Source organism: Agromyces sp. ISL-38 (assembly GCF_018613935.1).
Classification (GTDB): domain Bacteria; phylum Actinomycetota; class Actinomycetes; order Actinomycetales; family Microbacteriaceae; genus Agromyces.
Genome location: NZ_JAGGPF010000014.1, coordinates 14,068 through 37,853, shown reverse-complemented (window position 1 = coordinate 37,853; position 23,786 = coordinate 14,068). Strand labels below are relative to the sequence as shown.

Genomic DNA, 23,786 nt, shown 5'->3' with positions numbered 1-23,786 from the left:
GGGGTGTGGTTCGGGTGCGAGCGGATGCGGGGACCCCGCCGTGGGTGGCGGGGTCCCCACTGGATCACTCGAGGACGTCGCGCGTGACGCGCTCGTCCATCGTGGCGATGCCGCTGGCGATGTCCGAGTCGCCGACCATGATGAGCTCGTGTTCCTCATCCAGGATGGTGCTGATGTCCGAGGAGTTCTCGCTCACCGGCATCTCGAGCACAACGTCCTTCGGCTCGTTGAACGTGGTCACCGACAGGTCGTCGGTGGGCAGGGCCGTGAAGGCCGCGGTCACGTCGTCGGACGAGAAGGCCGGCACGACGCCGATCGCGGCGATCGCCTTGGCACCCTCTTCGCCCGCGGCGAACTCGAGGAACTTCTTGGCCGCCGCCTCGTGCTCCGAGTTCTTGTTCACGGCGAAGGCGGTCGGCGAGCCGAAGGTCACGGTGTCGTCACCGGAATCGATCTGCGGCATCGGCGCGACGCCCCAGTCGACGGTCGACTTGCCATCTGCGATCGCTGCGGCGATCCCCGAGATGTACCAGGTGCCCATCGGCATCATCGCGGCCTGGCCGGTCTCGAACATCGTGCGGTAGCTGATCTGCTGCGTCTTCGCGGTTCCGAAGTCGAGCGCGTACCCGCCGTTCTGCAGCTCGAGCGCGAGCTTGTACTGGTCTTCCATGAAGTCGTAGTCGCCGCTCAGCAGGTCGCCGCCGGTCTGTGCCGCCGCGATCGCCTGCACGACCGACCGCCAGTAGTGCTGGTAGGTGCCGTAGACCTTCTGGCCACCGGTCTCGCCCGTGAGCTTTTCGGCGAGACTCCGGTACTCGTCCCACGTGATGTGGTCGGGGTAGTCGACGCCCGCCGCGTCGAAGAGGCCCTTGTTGTAGTACAGCAGCCAGAAGTCCTGGCGGTAGGGCACCGAGAAGTACTTGCCGTCGAGGTCGAACGGCTCGATGCCGGCCAGGTTGTCGGCGCCGAGCGACTCGACGACATCGCTCACGTCGAGGAGCTGCCCGCGGTTCGCGTAGCGCGCGTAGTCGGTGACGTTCTTCATGGTGAGCACGTCGGTCTTGTCACCACCGGCGAGCATCGTGGTGACCTTCTCCGAGTAGTCGTCGGCGAGGATGTCGACGGGCTCGATGGTGATGTCGGGGTTCGCCTTCTCGAAGGCGTCGAAGAGCGCCTGGAACTCGGGCGTCTGCTCCATGTTCCAGACCGAGACGCTCAAGGTGACCGGACCTTCGTCCTCCTGCTGGGCGGGGGCGCCCGAGCAGCCGGTGAGTGCGAGTCCGATGGCCGCGGTGATCGCGGCCGCTGAGACCGATGTTCGCTTCATTGCGTTGTACTCCTCATTCGGGGGCATGCTAGTTCGCGACCGGGCGGCCGCGAAATTCAGGGTTGGTGGGGCTCTCGGGCTCGGTTCACCTCCGGCAGGTCGATCGAGATCACGGCTCCGTCGGGCCACTCCACGCGGAACCGGTCGGCGCCGAGGAGATCGACCTGGGGAGCCGGCGACGGCGGGTTGGCGTCGCCCGAGAGCAGGACTGCGACGATGCGCCACACGTCATCCGTCACCGGATCGGCCGTGCTGCACCACGGCGTCGCCGAGTGGGCGCCGAGCGGCGTCGCGTCGAGGTCGTCGCGCACCCCTGACTCCTCGAATCCGGCGAGCGGAACGAGGGCGCTCGTGAGGCCGTTGCAGCTCGCGACGGCTCCCTCGACAAGCGGCCGGGCGTCGCCCGACAGCGTCCACCCTCCGACGCGGATGGGGACGGCGGCCACGTCCTCGTCGCCCGTCGTCGAGACGCGCACGAACCGCACCTCCCACGCGCCGCGCACGAGCGAACACGTCTCGATGGGCTGGCCGCGGGTCACCGCGCTCGCGGCCCTCCCGTCGCCGTGATCGGGACCGGTCGGCGCGTCGTCGATCCAGTGGGCACGGGCCACGGATGCCCCGAAGCCGAACTCCGCCCCCTCGTCGCCGAGCAGCGACTCGAGCGGCCCGCGGGTGAAACCGGATCGATGGCTCGGAACGCCGTCGCGCAGGGCTGCGACCGAACCGTCGAGCGGATGCTCCGCTCCCATGCCGCGCAGCAGGGGTGATGTCGCGGTCGAGTAGCCGAATCGCGCGTAGAGGGGCGGGTCGATCTGGGCCTCACCCTCGTGGCCGTGGTCGGTGCCGTGGTTGACGACCCGCACGAGGCCGTCGGCACGCGTGCCGCTGACGAGCCAGCCGGGTGCCGCGATCACTCGCTGCACGTCGCCGAGCTCGACGGGAAGCGGCTCCTCGACCGCGGTCCAGACGGGATGGTCGGCGGGCAGTGCGAGGCCGAGCATGCCCTTCGACGCCCAGTACGGCGACCCGGGCCCCGAGTAGGACTGCGCCATGGCACGCCATTCGCCGTGCCAGCCGAGGGTGAGGATGCCGCGGGCGTCGGGCGCCCCGCGGTCGGCGAAGTGCGAGACGATGCCGCTCGCCGCACGGCGCACGAGTCCGGGCGCGAGCGTCTCGGACCCGGCGAGCGCGCCCGCCCAGAACGGGGCAGCGGCGGCGAACCGGTAGACGAGGCTGCGGCCCTGGATGAGGGGTGAGCCGTCGGCCCCGACGAGGGTGATTGCGTCGTCGAGGTAGCGGTCGAGGTGCGCGCGATACCGGGCGATGCGTTCCTCATGCTGAGGGTCGCCGCCGACCATGCCGGCCCACAGCACCGGGTAGAGGTGGAGCGCCCAGCCCGTGTAGTGGTCGAACGCACGAGAGGAGCCGTCGGAGAACCATCCGTCGGCCCGGAAGAACCCATCGGCGATGGCGAGGTCCTCTTCGATGTCGTCGCGGCGGTAGGGCCCGCCGACGCTCGCGAGGAACTGCTCGACGACGATACGGAACCACACCCAGTTGATCGGCGGGTACGACTGGCCGATGACCGTGGAGAGGTAGCCGACGATGTTGCCCTGCACGCGTGCGTCGAGCCGATTCCAGATGACGCCGCGGGTGAGGTGCAGGCCGATCGCGAGCGCCGCGGCCTCGACCTTCGCCTGGTCGACCTCGTCGGGGCGCAGCCAGCGCTCGGGCGACGTGGGATCGGTGCCCGCGTCGAGTCCCTCGCTGAACCACTCGGCGAGCGAGCCGGTGTCGCCGGGCGAGCCGGCGATGCGGAAGGCGGCGAGCATGAACGTGCGAGCGAAGCCCTCGAGGCCGTCGACCGCGCTGCCGTAGCCGCCCGGAGCGCCCGGGAAGGAGATGAGGGCGTGCCTCGGCGAGGCGAACGGGCGTGCCGACGAGAGGATGCGGTCGGCGAGCGCGGTCCAGTGCTCGCGGGTCCAGCCGGTGTGCGGCGAGAGTTCTCGATCGAGGGCGGGCAACTGCAGGGTCGTGGCGCTCATGCGCTGACTCCGAGGTCGTCGAACGTGACGGCGGAGAGCGGCGAACGGCCGTCGAGGAAGCGCTCGAGCTCGTCGAGGGCGGCGTCGGCGAGCCGGAACGTCTCGGTGCCGAGGGAGCCCGCGATGTGGGGCGTGATCGAGACGTTCGGCAGGTCGAAGAGCGGCGAGTCGAGCGGAAGGGGTTCTGGATCGGTGACGTCGAGGATGGCGTCGAGCCGGCCGCTCGAGCACTCGACCGCGAGGGCGTCGGTGTCGAGGAGGGTGCCGCGAGCCGTGTTGATCACCGTGGCACCGTCACGCAGCATCCCGAGCTCACGCTCGCCGATCATGTTGATCGTCTCGGGCAGGGCGGGTGCGTGGAGGGAGAGCACGTCGACCGAGGGGAGCAGCTCGTCGAGCGAGACGAGACGGGCGCCGGCAGCGGCGACGGCCGCGGCATCCGCATAGGGATCGGCGACGAGCACGTCGGCTCCGTCGAGCTGCTGCAGGAGCGCGACCACTCGGCGCCCGATGCGCGAGAAGCCGACGACGCCCACGCTGCGCTGGAAGTTCGACATGCGCGGCGAGTCGAGCAGCGAACGCCACTCGCGACGGTGCGCGCGGGGGTCGCGGGCGAAGTACTGTGCGCGCTTCCCGGCGAGCACGATCGACGCGAAGGTGAATTCCGCGACGGGGATCGCGTTCGCCTCAGCGGCCGACGTGACGAGGATGCCGCGATCCCAGAACGCCTCGCTCACCATGGGCCGCACGGTGCCGGCGCAATGGAACACAGCCTTCAGGTTCGGCATTCGGTCGAGCCGTTCCGCCGTGAGCGTGGGCGTGCCCCACGAGGTGATGAGCACCTCGACCGAGGCGAGTCGATCGGCGAGGGCCGGGTCGTCGAGGTCGCCGGAGGTCACGGGGTCGGCCACGCGGCATAGCGTGCGCAGGCGGGCGAGCCGGCTCTCGTCGAAGAGGGCGGAGAACGAGTCGGGCCACATCGCGACGAACGCGGAAGGTCGCGATCCGTGAGTCATCCGGTGGTCTCCTCTTCGAGTGGTGCGCCCGGTGTTGCGGCGGGCTGAGAGATAGTGAATACTCCCCTTCGATCCCAGTCAAAGCAAACGAACCGATTCGAACACGCTTGATCGCAGATGATCACGGAGGCGGCAGTGACAGTCCGAGACGAGACGGTGCCCACGGTCGCCGAGCCCGGAGCCCTCGTTCGAGCATGGGCGGCTCTCGACGTGGATCGGCTCCGCTCACCGCTGGCATCCGACCGGTCGACGTGGGCATCCGCAGACCCGGCCCTCATCGACGCCCTCACCAGCGCCGCCCTCGCTGAGCTCGGCACCCCGTGGCCGCAGCCGCTGTTCTCCCAGTACGCGGCATACCCGCTCCGCGGCGACCGCGTCACGTACGAGACACCGGTCTTCGCACACAGCGACCGCCTCACCCGTGCCGTCGCCCTCGCCGCCGCGACGGGCGAGGAGCGCTGGCTGTCAGAGGCGGCCGACGGGCTCTGGCTCCTCTGCGAGCAGTCGACGTGGTGCTGGCCGGCCCACGACGACGCCTTCACCCGGTTCGGCACCGTCACCCCGTCGCGGTCGTCGCCGTACCTCGATCTCGGCGCGGGCGAATCGGTCGCCACGATCGGCTGGGCGGTCGCCGCTATCGGCGTCGAGCTCGACGAGCGGTTCCCCGGCTTGACCGATCGGATCCGCGACGAGGCGGAGATCCGGGTGTTCCGGCCGTTCCTCGATCGCGACGACTGGCACTGGCTGGGACTCGACGGCCGCCTGCACAACTGGAACCCGTGGATCCTCGGCAACGTCATCGTCGCGGCCGCGACGCTCGCCGAGCCCGACGAAGCTCGTCGCGTGGTCGACCGGGCCGTCGCGGGGATCGATCGCTACCTCGCCGCGATGCCGGCCGACGGGGCCATCGACGAGGGCTACGAGTACTGGTGGAACGGCGCAGCACGGGTCCTCGAGGCGCTCGACGTGCTCGACCGCATCGGCGGCGCGCCCCTCGACCTCGGCAGCATGCCCGGCCTCGCCGCCCTGCTGCGCTTCCCCCAGCGGATGCAGCTGTCCGCCGAGTGGTACGTGAACGTCGCCGATGCCCAGGCTCGCGCCGACGACGAACGCCCCTGGCACGTGCTGCACCGCTGGGCGCGCCGATTGGGTCTGACGGATGTCGCCTCCTACGCCGCCGCTCACCGACGGCCGGGAACGACCGTCGTCTCCACGGGCATGGGCACGGGCAGGATCCTGACCGCGCTGCTCGACGAGGACTGGCGCGCCGCGACTCCGGCGGAGCCGCCGTTGCCGGCCAGCGTCGAGCTCCCGTCGGTGCAGCTCGCGCTCGCTCGCGAGACGTCCGGCTCCGACCGCGGCCTCGCCGTCACGCTGAAGGGCGGACACAACGGGGAGAACCACAATCACAACGACGTCGGCAGCGTGATCGTCGCACTCGACGGCGTGCCGGCCGTGATCGATGTCGGACGGCCCACCTACGACGCCCGAACCTTCGGTCCCGACCGCTACGACATCTGGTCGATGCGCAGCGAGTGGCACAGCACGGCCTCGCCCGGTGGTCGCATGCAGGGGGTCGGCGCCGAGTTCGCAGCGCGTGCATTCAGGGGCGGCGACGACGGCGACGTCGCCGCCTGGCAGGTCGAGATCGGCGGGGCGTACGGGCTCGACGCCGACGAGACGTGGCAGCGAGGCGTGAGCCTCGACCGGAGTGCTCGCCGCGTGACGGTCGACGACTCCTGGGCGCTCGACGACCCTGCCGGCACGACCGTCACGTACCTCGTGTGGGGCGAGCTCTCCGACGATGGCGACGGTCGCCTCGTGCTGCGCCGGCCCGTCGAGGGCGTGCGCGACCTCGTGCTGCACCACGACGCAGCGCGTCACACGATCGAGGTGCGGCGGCTCGACGATCCGGTCATGATGCGCTCCTGGGGCTCGGAGGTCGCGCGGCTCGTGCTGCGTCCGGCACCGGATGCCTCCGGCATCCGTCTCACCGCCGAGGCTGCGCGATGAGCCGCGACGGCAGGGCGGCCCCGGCGTTCGGGATCGAGCGCCGCGAGCGGATCATGGACGAGATCCGTCGCGCGGGAAAGGTGGTCGTGCGCGACCTCGCCGTGCTGCTGGGCGTCACCGAGCTCACCATCCGGCGTGACATCGCCGAGCTCGCCGACCGCGGGCTCGTGACCCGGGTGCACGGCGGCGCCACCCTGCGCAGTTCGCTCGACACGAGCGTCGCGCGCGCGGCCGACGCATCCGGTCCGTCCCGATTCCGGCTCGGCATGGTCGTGCCCTCGCTCAGCTACTACTGGCCGCAGATCGTCAACGGTGCGCGGGCGACCGCAGCACTCAGTCGCTCGCAGCTTGTGCTGCGCGGCTCCACCTACGACCCGGCCGACCAGCGCCGGCAGATCGCGGCGCTCGTGGAGGCCGGCGGCATCCACGGACTCATCGCCGCGCCAGAGACGAGCGGCCAGGACGGCTACTCCCTGCTCGCCTGGCTCGACTCGCTGCCGATCCCCGTGGTGCTCGCCGAGCGGCGCGCCCCGACGGCGCTCGCGCTGCGGAAGCTCGAGTGGGTGACCACCGACCACGAGTTCGGCGCGATCCTCGCCGTGCACCACCTTTACCAGCAGGGTCACCGCCGCATCGGCATCGCCATCGCGCGGCACTCCCCCACCTCAGGACACTTGCGCCGGGGGTGGGCTCGTGCGCACTCCGAACTCGGGCTGGATTCCTCGCTCACGGTCGACACCGTACTCGACGACATCGAGAACGGGCACCGCGACGCCCGCCTCGACGAGGTGCTCGACCGGTGCCTCGCCACCGGCACGACGGCGATCATGATCCACTCCGACCCGCAGGCGATCCTCCTCGAGCACCGCTGCTTCGATCGCGGCATCCGGATTCCCGAAGACCTCGCGATCGTCGCCTACGACGACGAGATCGCCGAGAACGGCGAACCGCCCATCACCGCGCTGCGGCCCCCGAAGCAGCACATCGGGCGGCTCGCGGTCGAGACCCTGCTCGCGCGCCTTTCCGAGGGACCGAAGCGCCCGATGCAGCGGGTGCAGGTGCTGCCCGAGCTGCACGTCAGGGCGTCGTCGACTTCGGCGGAGGTCACGGGCGGCTGAGCCGCCGCGTCGATGCACGATCGGATCCGAATCGTGCGGGTCATGCGATGAGCCGCCCGTCGACCCGGCGAGGCAGCGGATGCCGCGGCGCGTCACGCAGCTCGTCGGGAAGCAACTCCTGCGGTGCGTCCTGCCAGGTCACCGGCCGAAGCCAGCGCCCGATCGCCGCCGCGCCGACTGAGGTCGAAGACGGTGCGGTGGTCGCCGGGTAGGGGCCGCCATGGGTCATCGCCCACCCGACGCGCACGCCGGTCGGCACTCCGCCGACGAGGACGCGTCCGCTCATCACCTCGGCCACCGCCAGGAGCGGCCGGACTTCCTCGATCTCCTCGCGGTCGAGGTGGAACGTGGTCGTGAGCTGTCCGCCCATGCGCTCGAGCACGGGCGGCACCGATTTCAGGTCGGCATAGCGGGCGATCACAGCAGCCGGGCCGAAGGCTTCTTCGAGCACCGGACCGTCGAGGTCGCTCAAGGTCGTCTCGGCGAGGGTCGCGGTCGCAGCCCAGTTGCTGTCGACCATCCCCGATGTCAGCGGCCGAACACGCTCCGACTGCCACGAGGCGAGCCGGTCGGCGAATCGACTGGCGATGCCCGGCGAGAGCATCGGTTGCGCATCGGCGATCTCGAGGCGCCGTCTCATGACGTCAACGAGCTCGTGAGCGTCTTCAGGCACGAGCAGCACGCCCGGCTTCGTGCACAGCTGGCCGGCGCTCCCGAGAATCGCATCGGCGAGCAATCCGCCGATCCCCTCGGGGTCGTTCCTCGCCGCCTTGGGTGCGACGATGACCGGGTTGATGCTGCTCATCTCGGCGAAGAACGGAATCGGATGCCGCCGGCGCGCCGCGATGTCGAAGAGCGAACGCCCACCGGCGAGCGAACCGGTGAATCCGCCGGCCGCAATGCGCGGATCTGCCACGAGTGCCGCCCCGGCCGACGGGTCGGACACCGCCGCGACAACCGAGGACGGGATTCCCGTACTTCGGAGGGCTCGATGCACACTCGCGAGTACCGCGCGGCTCGTCCGCGGGTGGTCGGGGTGCGTCTTGATCACCACGCTGCAACCGGCCGCCAACGCGGAGGCGGTATCGCCGCCCATGACGCTGAACGCCAGGGGAAAGTTGCCGGCGGCGAACACCGCGACCGGGCCCAGGGGAACCTGCATCCGCCGCAGTTCGGGCAGACCGTCTCTGCGGTGATCGATCGCAGCTTCGAGGTAGGAGCCCTCGGACACCACTGCCGCGAACAACTCCGCCTGCGCTGCAGTGCGCTCGAGTTCGGCCGAGAGCCGGCGCAGCGGGAGCCGAGTCTCCTCCGCGGCGAGAGGAAGGATCGTGTCGCCGTCCTCGCGGATGGCGGCCGCTATCGCACGTAGCAGCTCAGCGCGGCGCAGTCGTGGGAGCGAGCGGAGGGTCGCCCAGCTCACCGCCGACGCTGCGCAGGCGCGCTCGACCTCCACGAGTGCCGCGGTGGAAGGGGCGAACGCATCGTGAGTCTCGATCACCCCTTCACCGCACCGGCGCTCAGACCCTGGACCAGGAATCGCTGGACGTAGGCGAAGATCACGACCACCGGGACGATGGCGATGACGCCTCCAGCAGCGAGCGCACCGAAGTCGGTTCCGAACTCGCCGAGCAGGTAGCTGAGGCCGACCGGGATGGTGAATTGGTCCTGGCTGCTCAGGAACATGATGGCGAACAGGAAGTTGTTCCAGGCGCTGATGAAGGCGAACGAGCCGACCGCGACGATTCCAGGCCTCAGCAGGGGGAGGATGACCAGCCGGAACGCGTCGACGCGGCTGCATCCGTCGACCCATGCCGCCTCTTCCAACTCCATGGGCACGTTCCGGATGAAGCCGGCCATGAGGACGAGCGACAACGGCAGGTGGAACACCGTGTCGGAGATGATGAGGCTCCAGAGGTTGTCCGTGAGGCCGAGTCCGTTGAAGATCTGGAACAGCGGGATGAGCATCATCGCGCCCGGAATGAACTGGGTGCACAGCATCGCCAGCACGAACAGCGCCTTCCCACGGAACGGGAATCGAGCGAGTGCATAGCCGCCGAGCAAGGCGATGACGGTCGAGACGACGAGGCTCGCGACTGCGACGATGATGCTGTTCTGGAAGTAGATGCCGAACCCCGAACCGTTCCACACCGTGGCGAAGTTGTCGAAGGTGATCGGCCATGGCACCAGGGCTGTGGAGCCCGCGGGGCGGAAGGCGAACAGCAGCATCCAGTAGAACGGCACCAGCGTGAAGGCAAGATAGAGCACCAGGGGCACGACGAGCAGTGCGCGATCTGTCGCCGATGTCCTGCTGCGGCGTTTCTGAAGCGTGGTCGTTGCAGACGCGACGCCGGAACGCGCCGTCGTGGCAGATACGAGGCCGGTCATGCGTCGTCCCTCCCGAAGCGGTTGACCCGCAGATAGACGACCGAGAACACGGTCAGGATGATGAAGGCGACCACGGTCAGGGCCGAGCCATAGCCGAAGTCCCGGTCGTGGATGGCAGTCTGCGCGACGTAGAGCGGCAGGGTGGTCGTCGAGCCTGCCGGTCCACCGCCCGTCAGCGTGTAGAGCAGATCGACGTTGTTGAACTCCCACACAGCACGCAGCAGGGTCGCGATGACGACAGCCGAGCGGATGTGCGGCCACGTGATCGAAGCGAACTTGCGTATCCGTCCGGCACCATCGACCTCCGCCGCCTCATAGAGCTCGGTGCGCACCGATTGGAGGTCGGCGAGGATGAGGATCGCGAAGAACGGTGCGCCTTTCCAGAGTTCGGCGAGGATGACGGCCCAGAATGTCGTTCCGGCGCCGGAGAGCAGCGAAGTGCCGAACGGCACGAGGCCGACCTCGGCGAGGTAGCGCCCCACTCCGGTGGACGGGTTGTAGATCAGGATCCAGATCGTGGTCGTGAGGATGCCGGACACCGCCCACGGCGAGAAGACGAGCGACCGCACCACGGCACGCCCGACGAACGTCTGGTTGATGAGCAGGGCGAGCCCCAACCCGAGGACGAACTGCAGGGCGACCTCGACGAGCACCCACTGTCCGGTGAAGACGAGGCTGCGCCAGAAGAGCGGGTCCTGGCCCATCGCGATGAAGTTGTCGAGTCCCGCGAAGCCGTCGGCCCACGGCTGCGTGATGTTGTAGTGCTGGAGGCTGTAGTAGAAGACGCTGCCGACCGGGTACACCAGGAACACGAGCACGAGTAGCGCGGCCGGCGCGATGAGCAGGTAGGGGTACCAGCGGGTCGCCGGCGCTCGCCTGCGCGTGGGCGCTTCGGAGAGGGGGGACCTCGTAAGTATGGAACTTGTCATGACGACTTTCGGATCGGGCAGCGGGGCGGCGTGTGGTCGCCGCCCCGCTGGGGCCGGCTACTGGGAGGCAAGGTAGCGCTGCTGGGCATCGGTGAGCGCTTCTGCCGCGTCGCCGAGGAAGTCCTCGACCGAGAGGTCGCCCTGCAGCACGGCCTGCCACTGGGGCAGCATGTCGGTGGAGGTGATCGAGTTGAACTCGGGCAGATGGAACGGCTGCTGCAGAACCGTCGCGTCGGGACTCGATCCGGCCTCGGCCGCGACTGCGATGGCCGGGTTCTCGGCCACCCACGGCTCGGATTGCACTGCCAGGTTGCCCGGAATGTATCCCGAGGCCTCGGCCCAGAAGCTGTTGCCCTCTTCGCTCATCGTGAACTCGAGGAACTTCCACGCGGCATCCTGATGCTCGCTGGCCTCGAACATGGCGAAGCCTGTGGTCATACGCCCGGTGAGCACGTACTCGCCGTCCTCCGACGGGAAGGGTACGACTGCGGCGACGGCGTCGGCGCCCAGCGCCTTGACGTGGTCGGGGTAGGAACCGACACTGTGGCTCAGCATCCCTGTGCTGCCGGAGCCGAACTGGGCGACCATGACCTTGAAGTCCGCGGTGAGGTCGCTCTCGGCCGTCGCCTTCCGGTACAGATCGACGTACCGCTGCGTGGCCTCGACGACCGCAGGGTCGTCGAGGGTCGACGTGCCGTCTTCCAGGAAGAAGGTGTCGATGCCGGCCTGCGGATACACCATCTGCACGAACTGCGAGAAGAATCCCGCACCGCCGCGAATGGTGTAGCCGAACTGCCCGGTCGCCGGATCGGTCAACTCGACCGCGTCGGCGAAGAAGTCATCCCAGCTCTCAGGGGCATCCAAGCCGGCAGCCTCGAACAGATCGGGGCGGTAGTAGATCACGTCGGCAAGACTCGTGGCGGGGGTCAGGTAGAGGGAGCCGTCTGGCGAGGCCGCCTTGGAGGACTCGACCATCGAGGGGTCGATCTCGTCCCCCCAGCCGCCCTCCTCGAAGCGCTCGTCGAGCGACGCGAGGGCCTCCTGCGCCACGAGCGCGGCAATGTCCGACGCCTTCGGGGTCAGCAGGTCGGGCGTGGAGTTGGTCGCAATCGCCGTGCTGATCTTCTGCATGTATGAGTCGGTCGGCAGGCCGAGGTACTCGATGGTGATGTTCGGGTTCTCCGCCTCGAACATGTCGATGAGCTTCTCGAGGTTCTCGGCGCGGGCGGGGCGCGTGTCGGTGTCCCAGAGTTCCAAGACGATGTTCTCGTCGTCCGCGGGTGACGGAGCCGCGCACCCCGCGGCGCCAAGGGTGACGGCGCCGAGGGCGAACGCGGCGATGGCCGATCGGGCACGGCGGCCCGCCATCCGGGACCGAGGCTCCGGGAGGTTGCTGCGACGCTTCATTGCGTTTCCTTTCGGTCGGCTTCCGGCTGTCGTAGCCGCAAGGCAGCCCCAACTTGGCTGAGGCACGGGTCGATCATATATGAGATATGAAGTAAGATGGTAACGTCTACTCGAGGAAAGGCAGCACATGAGCTCTGACGGCGCAGTCGGGACCATCACACCAATCTCACGCACGGGAATGGTGGTCGACGCCCTACGGCGGGCGATCCTCTCCGGCGAGCTTCCTGCCGGTCGACAACTCATCGAGGCCGACCTCGCCGGCTCGTTCGGCTTGTCGAAGACCCCCGTTCGCGAGGCCCTCAAGATCCTCGCCGGCGCAGGGCTCGTGACCATGAGCGACTACCGAGGAGCCGTGGTGCGCGTGGTCGACGAGGCCACCGCCCACAGTGTCTTCGACGTGCGCGCACTGCTCGAGCCAGTGGCAGTGAAACGCACGGTTGCAAACGGCTTCGACGTCGCCGCCGCGGAGCAGAGCTTGGCAGTCGCCGACGGCGCCGTCGACGGCACGGATCGCAGCATCGCGAATCGCGACTTCCACCAGCTCCTGTACTCCAACAGCGGCAATCCGCTCCTCACCAGCATGCTCGACGGGCTGCGTGATCAGGTCACCCTGATCACGATCACCGCGTGGACGATTCGGCCGACCTGGGAGCCCGAGGCGGCCGAGCATGCCGCGATCCTGTCGGCCGCGAAAGCCGGCGACGGGCCCGCCGCCGCCGCCCTCGTGCTGCAGCACATCCGCTCCTTCGAAGAGCGGGCGCTCGCCGAACTGGCGAGGAAGCGATGACCGACAGTACGTCGGTGCTCGCCGACGTCGTCGCGATACCGGTCACTCCCTTCCACCGAGGCGACGTCGACCTCGATCGATACGGGGTGCTGCTGCGCAGGATCGTCGACGCCGGCGTTCGTGTGGTCACGCCCAACGGCAACACGAGCGAGTTCTACGCGCTGACCCCCGAAGAGCGGCGCGACCTCCTTCGCGTGACCGCCGAGGTGCTCGGCGCGACGACCGCGATCGTCGCCGGCATCGGCCACGACATCCCGACCGCAATCGCGGAGGGCACCCTCGCAGCCGAGCACGGGGCCGCGTTCGCCATGATCCACCAGCCGGTGCATCCGTATGTCTCGAGGGCGGGTTGGGTCGACTATCACGCGACCATCGCCGCGGCACTCCGCCCGATGGGTATCGTCCTATACGTCCGCAATCCGTGGGTCACAGCCGACATGTTGCGCGAACTGCTCGACCGGGTACCCAATCTTGTCGGCATCAAGTACGCCGTGCCCGATGCCGTCGCCTTCGCCCGCATTCGCCAGGCCACCGGCGCCGACGAGCTCACATGGATCGCTGGCCTCGCTGAGCCATACGCGCTCTCGTACACCGTGCACGGTGCGGTCGGCTTCACCTCCGGACTCGTGAACGTGAATCCCGGCCTGTCGCTCGAGCTGCTCGCCAGCCTGAAACGTGGTGACCTCGTTCGCGCAGCGCAGTTGAGCAGGCGAATCGATCGATTCGAGCAGCTTCGCGCTGAGCACACTTCGGCCAACAATGTCAGCGTCATCAAAGAAGCGCTGTACCAGCTCGGGCTCTGCTCCAGAGAGGTGAGGGCGCCCAGCAGCGAACTGGATGCCGACGGCCGAACCGAGGTTGCGGGCATCCTCGTCGATTGGGGCAGCGAGTTCGATCTCGACTGCGGTACCCCGAGACTGACGGAGCCGATGCCGGCATGAGGATCGTCGGGCTCTCCACCTACATGCAGCGCGTCGGCGACCGGCCGCGTCTCCTCGTGCGCGTTCGCACCGATGAGGGGATCGACGGATGGGGCGAGGCGTACAATCACGGCCCCGACCACGCCCTGGTCCCCTACCTCGACTACCTCTTCGACTTCCTCGTGGGCAAGGATCCGACGCGCGTCGAGTACCTGAACCAGCTGCTTCTGCGAACGATGCGCTTCCCTCAGGGCGCGATCGGTCTGGCGGCGATCGCCGCCGTCGACCACGCCCTCTGGGATATCGCCGCCAAGGCGCTCGGCGTTCCCGTCTACGCGTTGCTCGGCGGTGCCGTACGTGACCGCGTCCCTCTCTACTGCGGACTGTACGCCGCGCCCGATCCCCTGGAGTGTCGCGACCTCACCGACGAACTCCACGAGTCGAACGGTTTCACGACGTTCAAGCTGCACCCGTATCGCGGCGACCTCCACACGCGGCGCTGGGGTGACGTGGTGCGGGAGTCGGCCGACTACTTCCGCGCCGTCCGCGAGACCTGCAACAACGCGTGGGACTTCGCCTTCGACGCGCACGCGAAGATCTTCGAGCCGATCAAGGCGATTCAGCTCGGAAACGCCCTCGCTCCGTGGGATCCGCTGTTCATCGAGGAGCCGATCCGCCCTGAGCACGTTCCCGCGTGGTCGCGCTTGCGATCCCAGTTGACGGTGCCGCTCGCCACTGGAGAGAGCCTGTACTCGCCGAACGAGTTTCTGGCGCTCCTTGCCGCCGGCGGAGCCGACATCGTGCAACCCGACATCTGCGTGGTCGGAGGCCTCTCCCAGATGCGCAGGATCGCGACGATCGCCGAGGCCCACTTCGTCACGGTCTCGCCGCACAACCCCATGGGCCCTTTGGCGACCGCGCACAACGTGCATTTCGCAGCGGCGTGCAGCAACTTCGCCCTGCTCGAGTACAAGCCCGACCCGACCAGGTGGTGCCCCGACCCGTACGTGCCCGTCGACGGTCACCTGGACCTGCGACCCGATCGCCCCGGTTGGGGTGTCGAAATCGATGAGGAAGCACTGGCCACCGACGACTACGTCCGCTGGGATCGACGCGTACCGCTCCGCCCTGACGGCTCCCTCGCATTCGTCTGAGTGCGCGTGCATCAAACCCGGGGATTCGCGGTAACCTGCCGGTTTCCCGGCCGATCCGCGGAGTAACGTCTTCCGTATGGACGATCGCGACGTGACCATGTCCTCGCGCATCACTGAGATCAGGATCGGTGGCGCTCATGGCTGATCGCTTCGCCGCCGCGGCAGACGCCCTGTCACAGATGGACGGCGACAGCTCGTCGCTGACTACGCCGATCCTCGACATCATCCCCGTCACGGGCGCGGCCGTCTCCACCCTCGGCGATTTCCTCGGGTCGGAGACGATCACCGCGAGTGACGCCGTTGCCGCCCGAATCGACGAGATGCAGTTCGATCTCGGCGAGGGCCCCTGCTGGGACGCACTCGCCGGCGGGGTGCCGATGCTCGAGCCCGACCTCCGGTCAACGATGGCTCGCTGGCCGGCGTTCTCCGATGCCGTGTCTGCGCAGCCAGTCGGCTCGCTGTTCGCATTCCCCCTCATCATCGGCCCCCTGCGCATCGGCGCGCTCGACCTGTACGCCGTGCAACCCATGGAACTCGGATCGCGGGATGCGAAGCGCACCGAGGTGTTCGCCTCGATCGTGAGCCGGCACGTGCTGCGACGCGCTCTGCGCGAGTCGGGCGCGACCGATTCAGAGGACAGCGGCCCCAACTCGCGCCGGATCATCCATCAGGCCACAGGGTTCGTCATCGCCCAATTGGGGATCTCCGCCGAAGACGCGCAACTCCTGATCCAGGGCCGGGCGTTCTCCCACGGCCGTTCGATGCGCGAGATCGCCGAAGACCTGATCGAGCGCCGTCTCACCTTCGAACTCAACGACAACTCGATCGAGGTGGAACGATGAGCGAGCTCACGCGCGAGGAACGACTCGTCGACGTGTTCGCGACCCTCGCCGACACGCTCATCGACGACTACGACGTCGTCGACCTGCTCCAGACGCTCGTGGACACGTGCGTATCGACATTCGACGTCGCAGCGGCCGGGTTGCTCCTCTCCGACGGCGGTGGCGACCTCGAGGTGCTCGTGTCGACGAGCGAAGAGAGCCGGCTCGTCGAGACGATGCAATTGAGCGCAGAGGCCGGGCCGTGCATCGAGAGTTTCCGCACCGGCACGGTGATCTCCGTCACCGACCTCGAGCAGGGTCCCCCGGATTGGGAGCCGTTCCGCACGGCGGCCCGCGAACACGGATACACCGCGGTGCACGCGATTCCCCTGCGGCTGCGCGAGACGACGATCGGCGCGCTCAATCTCTTCCAGCAGGATGGTGACACCCTGGGCGACCGCGACCTGCGGGCTGCGAGGGCGCTCGCGGATGTCGCGACCATCGGCATCCTTCACGAGCGCACGCTCAGGGCGAGCGACGAGGCTCGTGGGCAGCTGCAGAACGCACTGAACTCGAGGGTCGCGATCGAGCAGGCGAAGGGCATCCTCGCGTACACGCACGGAGTGTCGATGGAAGCTGCGTTCACGATGCTGCGCAACCATGCCCGGTCGAACCAGCTGCCACTCGCCGTGGTGGCGCGGCAGCTCGTCGACCGCATCCTCATCATCTGAGCGGCGCCGCCCAGTACGCGTCGGCGGGCCGCTCAGTACGAGTCGAGCTCGAGCCAATCGTCGATCATCGACGTCTTCCGAGGATCCATCCCCGCGGGGGCCGCCGTCCGCATCCTCGGAGCGGCCAGCTGCCGGGCGGCGCCGCGGAGGGTCTCCAAAGCGCCCTCGTCGCGGAACTCCGCACCGTCGTCGGGCATCGACTCGCTCGCAATGGGCATCGACGGGCCGAGGAGCAGCCGGGCCTTCGCCGGCCCGCCATCGGCATCGACGATCGGCATGTCGATGGTCGCGAACCTGCCGGAGGCGGCAAGCAATCCCGCATAGTCGAGCACGGCGCCGGCGATCTCGGTTCCGGTGTAGAAGACGTGGCTTCCGTAGTGGATTCGTTCCATGATTTTCCCTGCGATCGAACGTGTTCGGGCTCGCGGGTTCCCAGGGTCCAGGGGAGCCGATGCAGGCGCAGAATAGCATCCCGTCTCGACAGCCCCTAGGGCCTTGACAGCTCCTGCGATGAGAACCGGCGGCGTCGCTCACCTCTACTCGTCGGGGTGCGCGGGCCCGCAACGAGCGCGGTACCTGCCCCGGCGCCGTCAGTGTGAAGCATCCTCACCTCCACCTACTGGCCATGCAGTACCAGCGCCATTACCGCGGATGCAGGGATGATGGATGCACCTGCAGACGAAGGCGGACACGATGTCGGCAACGAGCGAACCGAGCGACCTCTCCAGTGAGGACGAGGCGTTGATCGAGGCCGCGAAGCTCGCGATCGCCTCACGATTCGTTCCCGATTGGCACGAGGTGGGCGCAGCCTTGCGGCTCCGCGATGGAACGGTCGTCTCAGGAGTGCACCTCGAGGCGTACGTCGGCCGGATCGCGGTCTGCGCAGAAGCCGTGGCGCTCGGTCGCGCGGTGACCGAGCATGGCAGCGCCGACATCGACACGATCGTCGCCGTCTTCCATCACACCGACGGGCGGATCACCGTGCTGCCTCCGTGCGGAATGTGCCGCGAGCTCATCTCCGATTACGCACCCCACGCCAGCGTGCTGATGCACGACGACGATGGGCGGCGAACGAAGCGCCCGATCAGTGAGCTCCTCCCGGGCAAGTATGGGCGGGGTTAGCTCAGTAAGCCGCACCGGCGTCAGAAACCAAGGTCTGGGACCCCGCTGGCGTCGGGCGTTCGGTCATGCGAGTTCCTTGTCGTGTGCGAGTCGCGATCGTAGCCCGGAGTGGATCGAGACGTAGGTGGGGATGGTGCTGCCGGTCAGGGTCGCGAGGTTCCTGAGGAGCTTGTCGACGTCGTGGGCGACATCCAGCGGTGAGGTGTTCTGTCGGGGAGTCACGCTGACTTCCATGACCGCCGTCTTGCGAATCCGATGTGCCGTCACGCTCGAGAACAGCACATCTGGGCGCCGGTCGAGTGCGGTGCGAAGGGCATCGGAGGCGAAGGCCGAGTCCACGATGATGTATCCGGCTTCGCCGGTACCCGCCTGCGACGACGTTCGGAGCACCGTCGAGGTGCGCCCGCCACCGAGCCCCGTCAGCGCAACGACGAGGAGGAGTATGACGATGATGACGATGACGGCCAGTGCGGCGATCGCGACCCAGCTCAGGGTCGAATCGCCGATCAAGGTCGCGCCGACAGCTTGGTCCGTCCACGCTCGTGCCGCCCCGGCGACGTCTGCCCAGGCTCGGCCGAGATCAGGTACCAGAACGACTGCGGCGACCGATGCGCCAAGTGCGATGAGCAGGACGCCGACGAGAAAGAGGCAGATCCGGTTGAGGAAGCGGTTGGTGCTGTTCATGGCTGCCCCTCTCCGATAGCTTGGCGGGTCGGCCGGATGGGATCCATCATGGTGCGACGATCTGGCGACGATCGATGTGAACCTTCTTGGTCACGCGCGGCGCGAGTTCATACGCGTCGATCTCGGCCTCGATGATTCCGCGAACGGGGCCCTCGTCGACGGGGAGTCCAGCACCGGGTGCGATGTCGACCCGGACGGTCCGGTGGGAGACGCCCACAGTGACTTGCTCGCGAGCGAGGCCGGTCTCGTCGCAGATCCGGCTGGCGAGGGCGGCGGCGATGACGTCGTTGTCGACGACGATGGCGCGGTCCTCCCAGCGCATCTCGTGTTTCGCCAACCGGCCCGGGGCGAGGCTCAAGATCACCAGGACGAGCCCGATGATCGCGATGGCGACGCCGCCCGCGATGATTGCCGCTGCCGGCTGAAGCTGCGGAAGCTCGGCGATCCAGTCACCTACGTCGGCCGGCGCCACGAGCAGCGCCGGTTGCCCCAAGAGGTCGAGCACAATCTCAGTGCCAGCGTAGAGCAGCCCCAGAATGAGGATCGTGACGACAACGAGAACCGCCGCGGTGCGTGGCGAATGAGTTTCACGACGCACGATGCGCCGGTAGGGAGGGGAACTCACCGGACACGCCTCCGTTCGTTGACTTGCGCGCCAGAAATGCGAATGTTCACCCGAACCACGTCGCGCCCCAGGACCTCTGCCGCGCGGTCGCGGATCGTGGCCTGCGCCGAAGCGAGACGATCGAGAATCGAGCCGGCCGCGTCCACGGCGGCGTCATCGTCCAGATCGGGAACACTGAGCAGTGTCTCCACCTGCAGGGCGAGCCCGCCGCGCGCCCCGGCGAGCGACACGCTCAGGTCTTTCCGACCCACGCCGAGTGTGTCGGCAGCGATCGCTTCGGCAGCCCGGGTCAACGCGCGCTCCGTCACCGTGATGCGGCCAGGGTGTACAGGGGCGGAGGTGGTGGCCGCATGTGTGCCGCCACCACGTGAGCCTTCTACCGCCCCATGCATTTACGAGGTTCGCTTTCCGCTGAACGCATTCGCGAGTCCACGTAGGTCGAGCTTGCCGTCGGCAATACGGCCCACGAGGGCCCCGATGGCCATGAACAGCGCCACAAGCAGGAACCCCCAGAACCCGAACAGGATGATGCTCACGGCCAAGACGGTACCGATGAGGATGCCAGCGAGGGTGTTGCTCATGACACGCGCGATTCTTCGTCCACGTCGGCGCCGGGAACGTGGACGTCATTGACATCCACATTGACCTCGACGACTTCGAGGCCGACGAGCAAGGTGATCGCACCGGTAACGGCAGCGCGGACCCCGCCGGCGACATCCTGGATCGGCATCGGGTACTCGACGACGATGGTGATGTCCGCCGCGGCCTGGGTCTCGCCGACCTCGACCTTCACGCCCTGCGAGAGGTCGCCGACGTTCATGGCATCGCGGAGGGCGCCGAGGGCGCGCGCCCCTCCACCGCCCAGTGCGTACACACCCGGCACATCACGGGCGGCGATGCCGGCGATCTTCGCTACGACGCTGTCTGCGATGGTGGTCTTGCCAGCGCTGGGAACCGAGGCCGACGCAGGCATCTTCGTGCTGCGGTCGACGCGCGGTGCACCGAGGGGGGATGTCGCCGCAGCCGGGCCGGCGGGGGTGGTGGGTGTGGTGGAGAATTCTTCGCTGGCCATGAGGTGACTCCTCGCGCGTTCGATCGTGAGATGAGGTCGAACCGGTATCGGCGACCACATCGGAGCGGTTGTGTCGCTCTAGACTTAAGACGCATTCGAAGTCGAGTTCGTCACAAACTATCTTCAAGATGATCGTTGCCATGCGAGCACGAACCGGGAAGACCTCGCCGCAGTCGCTCACGGCGGCCGGAGACGTGATCTTGGTCGCGCGCGCGATCGATGGGGACAGCCTCGCGTTCGAAACCCTGATCCGCCGTTACGCCCCGATCATGCGCGCGTACGCCGCCCGCATCGTCGGATCACCCGCGGAGGCTGACGATGTCGTCCAAGACTCGTTCTTCCTGGCATGGCAGCGGCTGCCTGACATCCGCGACGGTGCGGCGGTACGTGCTTGGCTGATGCGGATCGTGAGCCGGCAGGCATTCACCCACCTCCGCCGACGGCGGGCCGACGTACCACTGCCGCTTGCGACACTATCCTCCACGGATAGTCGGCAACCCGAGCAGGTCGCTGTGCGGAATGCTCAGTTCAGCGCATTGTCAGCGGCTCTTGACAGACTCCCAGACGATCAACGTCAATGCTGGCTCCTCCGCGAAGTGGCCGAGCTCAGCTACCGCGAGATCGCCGAAGAGCTGGCCATCAGCCCCGCGAGTGTGCGGGGAAAGCTCGCCCGGGCCCGCGCCAGCGTCGGGGCCGATATGGAGGCATGGCGGTGAACGACCTGACCAGGACGCAGCTGGACTGCGAGAAGAGCCTCGATGAGTTGAGCGACTACCTCTCTCGTGACCGCACACCATACGACGAGAGCATCGAGACGTGCCCTGAATGCCTCAACGCGCTCGAAGCGCTCGAACGACTCGGGCCGCTCTCACGTGACCTGCTCGCCGAGGACGCCGCAGCGCTCCCGCCCCTCTCCGACTCTTGGATCGGAAGAATCATGACCAATATCCACCGGGAGATGCGCTCCGGTCGATCCGTGCCGATCAGTCACAGCGACCCTCACGTCACCGTCACCGTCACTGAGGGGGCGATACGTGCTCTGATCCGAGCCGCGGGCGACGCGGTCACCGGAATCTTGGTGGGCCGGTGCGAACTCCTCGGTGACCTCGACACCGTTGACGCGCCGATCACCGTTCGTGTCACCGCGAGCATCGCGTGGGGCGAGTCCGTTCCGGGCCTTGCCGATGAGGTTCGAGTCCAGGTCTACAGAGCCCTGGCTCAGCACACCCAGATCCGGGTGGTCTCCGTCGACGTTGCCATCGAGGACGTCCATATCGCGGAACGCGGCGACGCGCCGAGCAGTGAAGGGGAACGACCATGACTGGGATGGCGGATTCGGTAGGGACGCTGGCCTCCGTCGATGCAGATGAGCTGACGCGGCGGGTTCTTCGCGTGCCCGGAGTACGAGACGTCTATCGTCCCGTGACGAGCCTCACAGGCACCCCAGCAACGCTGGCTCGCTGGATCAAGAGCACTCCAGCCAAACCATCAGGCGCTGTCGAGCTGAACACGAAAGACGGGCATGTCTCCATAGAGACCTCAATTGCCACCGACCGGGACGCGCGATCCGTGATCGTCGCGCGTGAGGTCGCCGACGTGTTGCGTGGTGCTGCCGAAGAGGCCGGACATACTGACGCGACGGTGCGTGTGCAGATCTCGCGTATCGCGTGACGCACGCGGGATCGCACCGAGGTGGTCCTCGCTGAGATTTGCGATCGGGAGGCTCCGGCTCAATACCCCATAGTGGCGAGCTCGCGACGCCCGCCTTCAGCCGATTCTCGCTCGGCCGGTCCGAAGAAAGGCCGTCGCCTCAGTGCGACTCGCGGCTGACCTTCGATCCGGTCGACCCGACGAGGAAGTCGAGGTCGACGCCCGTGTCGGCCTGCATGACGTGGTCGACGTAGAGTCGCTCCCAGCCGCGGCGGGGCTTCGCGAACCCGTCGAGCGTCGCCTGGTTGGGCACGCGGGCGGCGAGTTCCTCGGCCGGGACGTCGAGGTCGAGGCGGCGGCCGCGAACGTCGAGGGAGATCCAGTCGCCGGTCTGCACGAGCGCGAGCGGTCCGCCGGAAGCAGCCTCGGGAGTGACGTGAAGCACGACGGTGCCGTAGGCGGTGCCGCTCATCCGACCGTCGCAAACGCGGACCATGTCGCGCACGCCCTGTTCGAGCAGCTTCTTCGGCAGCGGCATGTTCGCGACCTCGGGCATGCCCGGGTAGCCCTTGGGGCCGCAACCGCGCAGCACGAGCACGGAGTCGGCGTCGACCTCGAGCTCGGGGTCGTCGATGCGCGCGTGGAAGTCCTCGATGCTGTCGAACACCACGGCTCGGCCGCGGTGCTTCAGCAGGTGCGGTGATGCAGCTGCGGGCTTGATGAGGGCGCCGCCGGGCGCGAGGCTCCCCCGTAGCACACTGATTCCTGCGGCTGGCAGCAGCGGGGTGTCACGGGGGGTGATGACGTCGGGGTCCCAGATCCTCGCGCCGTCGAGGTAGTCGACGAGCGGCCGCCCGGTGATTGTGAGGGCGTCGGCGTCGAGCAGGTCGCGCACCTCGCGCAGCACGGCGAGGAAGCCGCCGGCGCGCTGGAGGTCGTCCATGAGGTATCGACCGGCCGGCTGCAGGTTGACGAGGAGCGGCACGTCCGCGCCGATGCGGTCGAAGTCGTCGAGGGTGAGGTCGATGCCGAGGCGCCCGGCGATGGCGAGCAGGTGCACCACCGCGTTGGTCGAGCCGCCGATCGCGGCGAGCGCGACGATCGCGTTGTGGAAGCTCGCCTTGGTGAGGAACGTCGACGGTCGCCGCTCGGCCTCGACGAGCGCAACCGCGAGCCGCCCGGTCTCGTGCGACGCCTCGAGCAGGCGACTGTCGACGGCGGGCGTTCCGGCGAGGCCGGGAATGACGGTGCCGAGCGCCTCGGCCACGAGCGCCATCGTCGACGCCGTGCCCATGGTGTTGCAGTGTCCGCGGCTCCGGATCATCGATGACTCGGATCTCAGGAAGTCGCGCTCGCTGAGGGTCTCAGCGCGCACCTCCTCACTCAGCCGCCAGACGTCGGTGCCGCAGCCGAGCGCCTCGCCACGGAAGGTGCCGGTGCTCATCGGCCCGCCGGGCACGACCACGGCGGGCAGGTCGACGGATGCCGCGGCCATGAGCAGCGCCGGAATCGTCTTGTCGCATCCGCCGAGCAGCACCACCCCGTCGATCGGGTTCGCGCGAAGCATCTCCTCGGTGGCCATCGCCGCCATGTTGCGCCACAGCATCGCCGTCGGGCGCACTTGCGTCTCGCCGAGCGACACGACCGGCAGGTTCAGCGGGATGCCGCCCGCCTCGTAGATCCCGTTCTTGACCGACTGCGCGACCTCGTCGAGGTGCGCATTGCACGGCGTCAGGTCGGACGCGGTGTTGGCGATCGCGATATGCGGCCGCGCCCCTGCGAACGCACTGTCGGGCAGGCCCCTGCGCATCCACGCGCGGTGAATGTAGGCGTTGCGGTCATCACCCGAATACCACTCGGAACTGCGAAGCTGGGACGACATCGGCTTTCCAACTTTCAGAATTTCAGTTGAACTGGTGAATCGTTGTAAGCACAGCGTATGAGGTGGCCACCGGGCGGCGGCCACCCCTCATCCGC

At 68.1% G+C, this 23,786-nt stretch carries 25 protein-coding genes; 11 read left to right on the top strand and 14 right to left on the bottom strand.

Annotated features, from left to right (window positions below; translation table 11 throughout):
• Positions 1-64: 64 nt before the first annotated feature.
• The 3 genes from J7E25_RS16095 to J7E25_RS16085 are packed head-to-tail and all read right to left on the bottom strand — an operon-like array spanning position 65 to position 4,388.
• On the bottom strand, positions 65-1,327 hold the full coding sequence (locus J7E25_RS16095; protein ID WP_214871183.1) for an ABC transporter substrate-binding protein: 1,263 nt from the start codon (positions 1,325-1,327) through the stop codon (positions 65-67).
• A gap of 56 nt (positions 1,328-1,383) precedes the next feature.
• Complete coding sequence (locus tag J7E25_RS16090) at positions 1,384-3,372, bottom strand: DUF2264 domain-containing protein (protein WP_214871182.1); 1,989 nt, start codon at positions 3,370-3,372, stop codon at positions 1,384-1,386.
• Positions 3,369-4,388 (bottom strand): hydroxyacid dehydrogenase, encoded by a 1,020-nt coding sequence (locus J7E25_RS16085; RefSeq protein WP_214871181.1) that lies wholly within the window; start codon positions 4,386-4,388, stop codon positions 3,369-3,371. Before J7E25_RS16085 ends, J7E25_RS16090 begins: the two co-directional genes overlap by 4 nt.
• A gap of 135 nt (positions 4,389-4,523) precedes the next feature.
• Here J7E25_RS16085 and J7E25_RS18385 point away from each other — a divergent pair, with 135 nt between their 5' ends.
• Entirely contained in the window at positions 4,524-6,401 is a 1,878-nt protein-coding gene (locus tag J7E25_RS18385; RefSeq protein WP_214871180.1) for a heparinase II/III family protein, read from the top strand.
• Complete coding sequence (locus J7E25_RS16075) at positions 6,398-7,519, top strand: substrate-binding domain-containing protein (RefSeq protein ID WP_214871179.1); 1,122 nt, start codon at positions 6,398-6,400, stop codon at positions 7,517-7,519. The genes J7E25_RS18385 and J7E25_RS16075 overlap by 4 nt, the downstream gene beginning before the upstream one ends.
• 40 nt (positions 7,520-7,559) lie before the next feature.
• Here J7E25_RS16075 and J7E25_RS16070 read toward each other — a convergent pair whose 3' ends face one another.
• Genes J7E25_RS16070 through J7E25_RS16055 form a run of 4 tightly spaced genes read right to left on the bottom strand, consistent with a single transcriptional unit; the run spans position 7,560 to position 12,204 of the window.
• On the bottom strand, positions 7,560-9,020 hold the full coding sequence (locus tag J7E25_RS16070; protein WP_214871178.1) for an aldehyde dehydrogenase family protein: 1,461 nt from the start codon (positions 9,018-9,020) through the stop codon (positions 7,560-7,562).
• Positions 9,017-9,907, bottom strand: a complete 891-nt coding sequence (locus tag J7E25_RS16065) for a carbohydrate ABC transporter permease (RefSeq protein WP_214871177.1) — start codon at positions 9,905-9,907, stop codon at positions 9,017-9,019. The genes J7E25_RS16070 and J7E25_RS16065 overlap by 4 nt, the downstream gene beginning before the upstream one ends.
• The gene (locus J7E25_RS16060; protein ID WP_214871176.1) at positions 9,904-10,836 is read right to left on the bottom strand and encodes a carbohydrate ABC transporter permease; all 933 of its coding nucleotides are present in this window, start codon (positions 10,834-10,836) and stop codon (positions 9,904-9,906) included. The genes J7E25_RS16065 and J7E25_RS16060 overlap by 4 nt, the downstream gene beginning before the upstream one ends.
• A 57-nt stretch (positions 10,837-10,893) precedes the next feature.
• Positions 10,894-12,204 carry a sugar ABC transporter substrate-binding protein gene (locus tag J7E25_RS16055; protein WP_214871175.1) on the bottom strand — a complete coding sequence of 437 codons (1,311 nt, stop codon included), beginning with the start codon at positions 12,202-12,204 and terminating at the stop codon, positions 10,894-10,896.
• Positions 12,205-12,370: 166 nt separating this feature from the next.
• Here J7E25_RS16055 and J7E25_RS16050 point away from each other — a divergent pair, with 166 nt between their 5' ends.
• The 5 genes from J7E25_RS16050 (at position 12,371) to J7E25_RS16030 (ending at position 16,656) form a co-directional block, all read left to right on the top strand.
• Positions 12,371-13,030 (top strand): GntR family transcriptional regulator, encoded by a 660-nt coding sequence (locus tag J7E25_RS16050; protein WP_214871174.1) that lies wholly within the window; start codon positions 12,371-12,373, stop codon positions 13,028-13,030.
• Positions 13,027-13,971 (top strand): dihydrodipicolinate synthase family protein, encoded by a 945-nt coding sequence (locus J7E25_RS16045; RefSeq protein ID WP_214871173.1) that lies wholly within the window; start codon positions 13,027-13,029, stop codon positions 13,969-13,971. Before J7E25_RS16050 ends, J7E25_RS16045 begins: the two co-directional genes overlap by 4 nt.
• Positions 13,968-15,104, top strand: a complete 1,137-nt coding sequence (locus J7E25_RS16040; protein ID WP_214871172.1) for a mandelate racemase/muconate lactonizing enzyme family protein — start codon at positions 13,968-13,970, stop codon at positions 15,102-15,104. Before J7E25_RS16045 ends, J7E25_RS16040 begins: the two co-directional genes overlap by 4 nt.
• 137 nt (positions 15,105-15,241) lie before the next feature.
• On the top strand, positions 15,242-15,946 hold the full coding sequence (locus tag J7E25_RS16035; protein WP_251039185.1) for a GAF and ANTAR domain-containing protein: 705 nt from the start codon (positions 15,242-15,244) through the stop codon (positions 15,944-15,946).
• Positions 15,943-16,656: a GAF and ANTAR domain-containing protein gene (locus J7E25_RS16030; protein WP_214871171.1), complete on the top strand. Its 714-nt coding sequence runs from the start codon at positions 15,943-15,945 to the stop codon at positions 16,654-16,656. Before J7E25_RS16035 ends, J7E25_RS16030 begins: the two co-directional genes overlap by 4 nt.
• A 32-nt stretch (positions 16,657-16,688) precedes the next feature.
• On the opposite strand, the gene J7E25_RS16025 is transcribed toward J7E25_RS16030, so the two are convergent.
• Positions 16,689-17,048: a hypothetical protein gene (locus tag J7E25_RS16025; protein WP_214871170.1), complete on the bottom strand. Its 360-nt coding sequence runs from the start codon at positions 17,046-17,048 to the stop codon at positions 16,689-16,691.
• Positions 17,049-17,322: 274 nt separating this feature from the next.
• Between J7E25_RS16025 and J7E25_RS16020 the strand changes: the two genes are divergently transcribed.
• On the top strand, positions 17,323-17,778 hold the full coding sequence (locus tag J7E25_RS16020) for a cytidine deaminase (RefSeq protein WP_214871169.1): 456 nt from the start codon (positions 17,323-17,325) through the stop codon (positions 17,776-17,778).
• Between the two features lie 63 nt (positions 17,779-17,841).
• On the opposite strand, the gene J7E25_RS16015 is transcribed toward J7E25_RS16020, so the two are convergent.
• The 5 genes from J7E25_RS16015 to J7E25_RS15995 form a co-directional block, all read right to left on the bottom strand.
• The gene (locus tag J7E25_RS16015; RefSeq protein ID WP_214871168.1) at positions 17,842-18,462 is read right to left on the bottom strand and encodes a hypothetical protein; all 621 of its coding nucleotides are present in this window, start codon (positions 18,460-18,462) and stop codon (positions 17,842-17,844) included.
• 46 nt (positions 18,463-18,508) lie between these two features.
• Positions 18,509-19,087 (bottom strand): DUF6286 domain-containing protein, encoded by a 579-nt coding sequence (locus tag J7E25_RS18230; RefSeq protein ID WP_214871167.1) that lies wholly within the window; start codon positions 19,085-19,087, stop codon positions 18,509-18,511.
• Positions 19,084-19,380, bottom strand: coding sequence for a hypothetical protein (locus J7E25_RS16005; RefSeq protein WP_214871166.1), 297 nt, complete (start codon positions 19,378-19,380; stop codon positions 19,084-19,086). Before J7E25_RS16005 ends, J7E25_RS18230 begins: the two co-directional genes overlap by 4 nt.
• 99 nt (positions 19,381-19,479) lie before the next feature.
• A complete protein-coding gene (locus tag J7E25_RS16000; RefSeq protein WP_214871165.1) occupies positions 19,480-19,668 on the bottom strand; it encodes a DUF2273 domain-containing protein in 189 nt (62 codons plus the stop codon).
• Entirely contained in the window at positions 19,665-20,159 is a 495-nt protein-coding gene (locus tag J7E25_RS15995; RefSeq protein ID WP_214871164.1) for an Asp23/Gls24 family envelope stress response protein, read from the bottom strand. Before J7E25_RS15995 ends, J7E25_RS16000 begins: the two co-directional genes overlap by 4 nt.
• Positions 20,160-20,287: 128 nt before the next feature.
• On the opposite strand from J7E25_RS15995, the gene J7E25_RS15990 reads away from it, so the two are divergent.
• The 3 genes from J7E25_RS15990 to J7E25_RS15980 are packed head-to-tail and all read left to right on the top strand — an operon-like array spanning position 20,288 to position 21,830.
• A complete protein-coding gene (locus J7E25_RS15990; protein ID WP_215005895.1) occupies positions 20,288-20,875 on the top strand; it encodes an RNA polymerase sigma factor in 588 nt (195 codons plus the stop codon).
• Positions 20,866-21,480, top strand: coding sequence for an Asp23/Gls24 family envelope stress response protein (locus J7E25_RS15985; protein ID WP_214871163.1), 615 nt, complete (start codon positions 20,866-20,868; stop codon positions 21,478-21,480). Before J7E25_RS15990 ends, J7E25_RS15985 begins: the two co-directional genes overlap by 10 nt.
• Before the next feature lie 5 nt (positions 21,481-21,485).
• Entirely contained in the window at positions 21,486-21,830 is a 345-nt protein-coding gene (locus tag J7E25_RS15980) for a hypothetical protein (RefSeq protein ID WP_214871162.1), read from the top strand.
• A gap of 139 nt (positions 21,831-21,969) precedes the next feature.
• On the opposite strand, the gene J7E25_RS15975 is transcribed toward J7E25_RS15980, so the two are convergent.
• On the bottom strand, positions 21,970-23,691 hold the full coding sequence (locus tag J7E25_RS15975; protein WP_214871161.1) for an IlvD/Edd family dehydratase: 1,722 nt from the start codon (positions 23,689-23,691) through the stop codon (positions 21,970-21,972).
• Between the last annotated feature and the right edge of the window lie 95 nt (positions 23,692-23,786).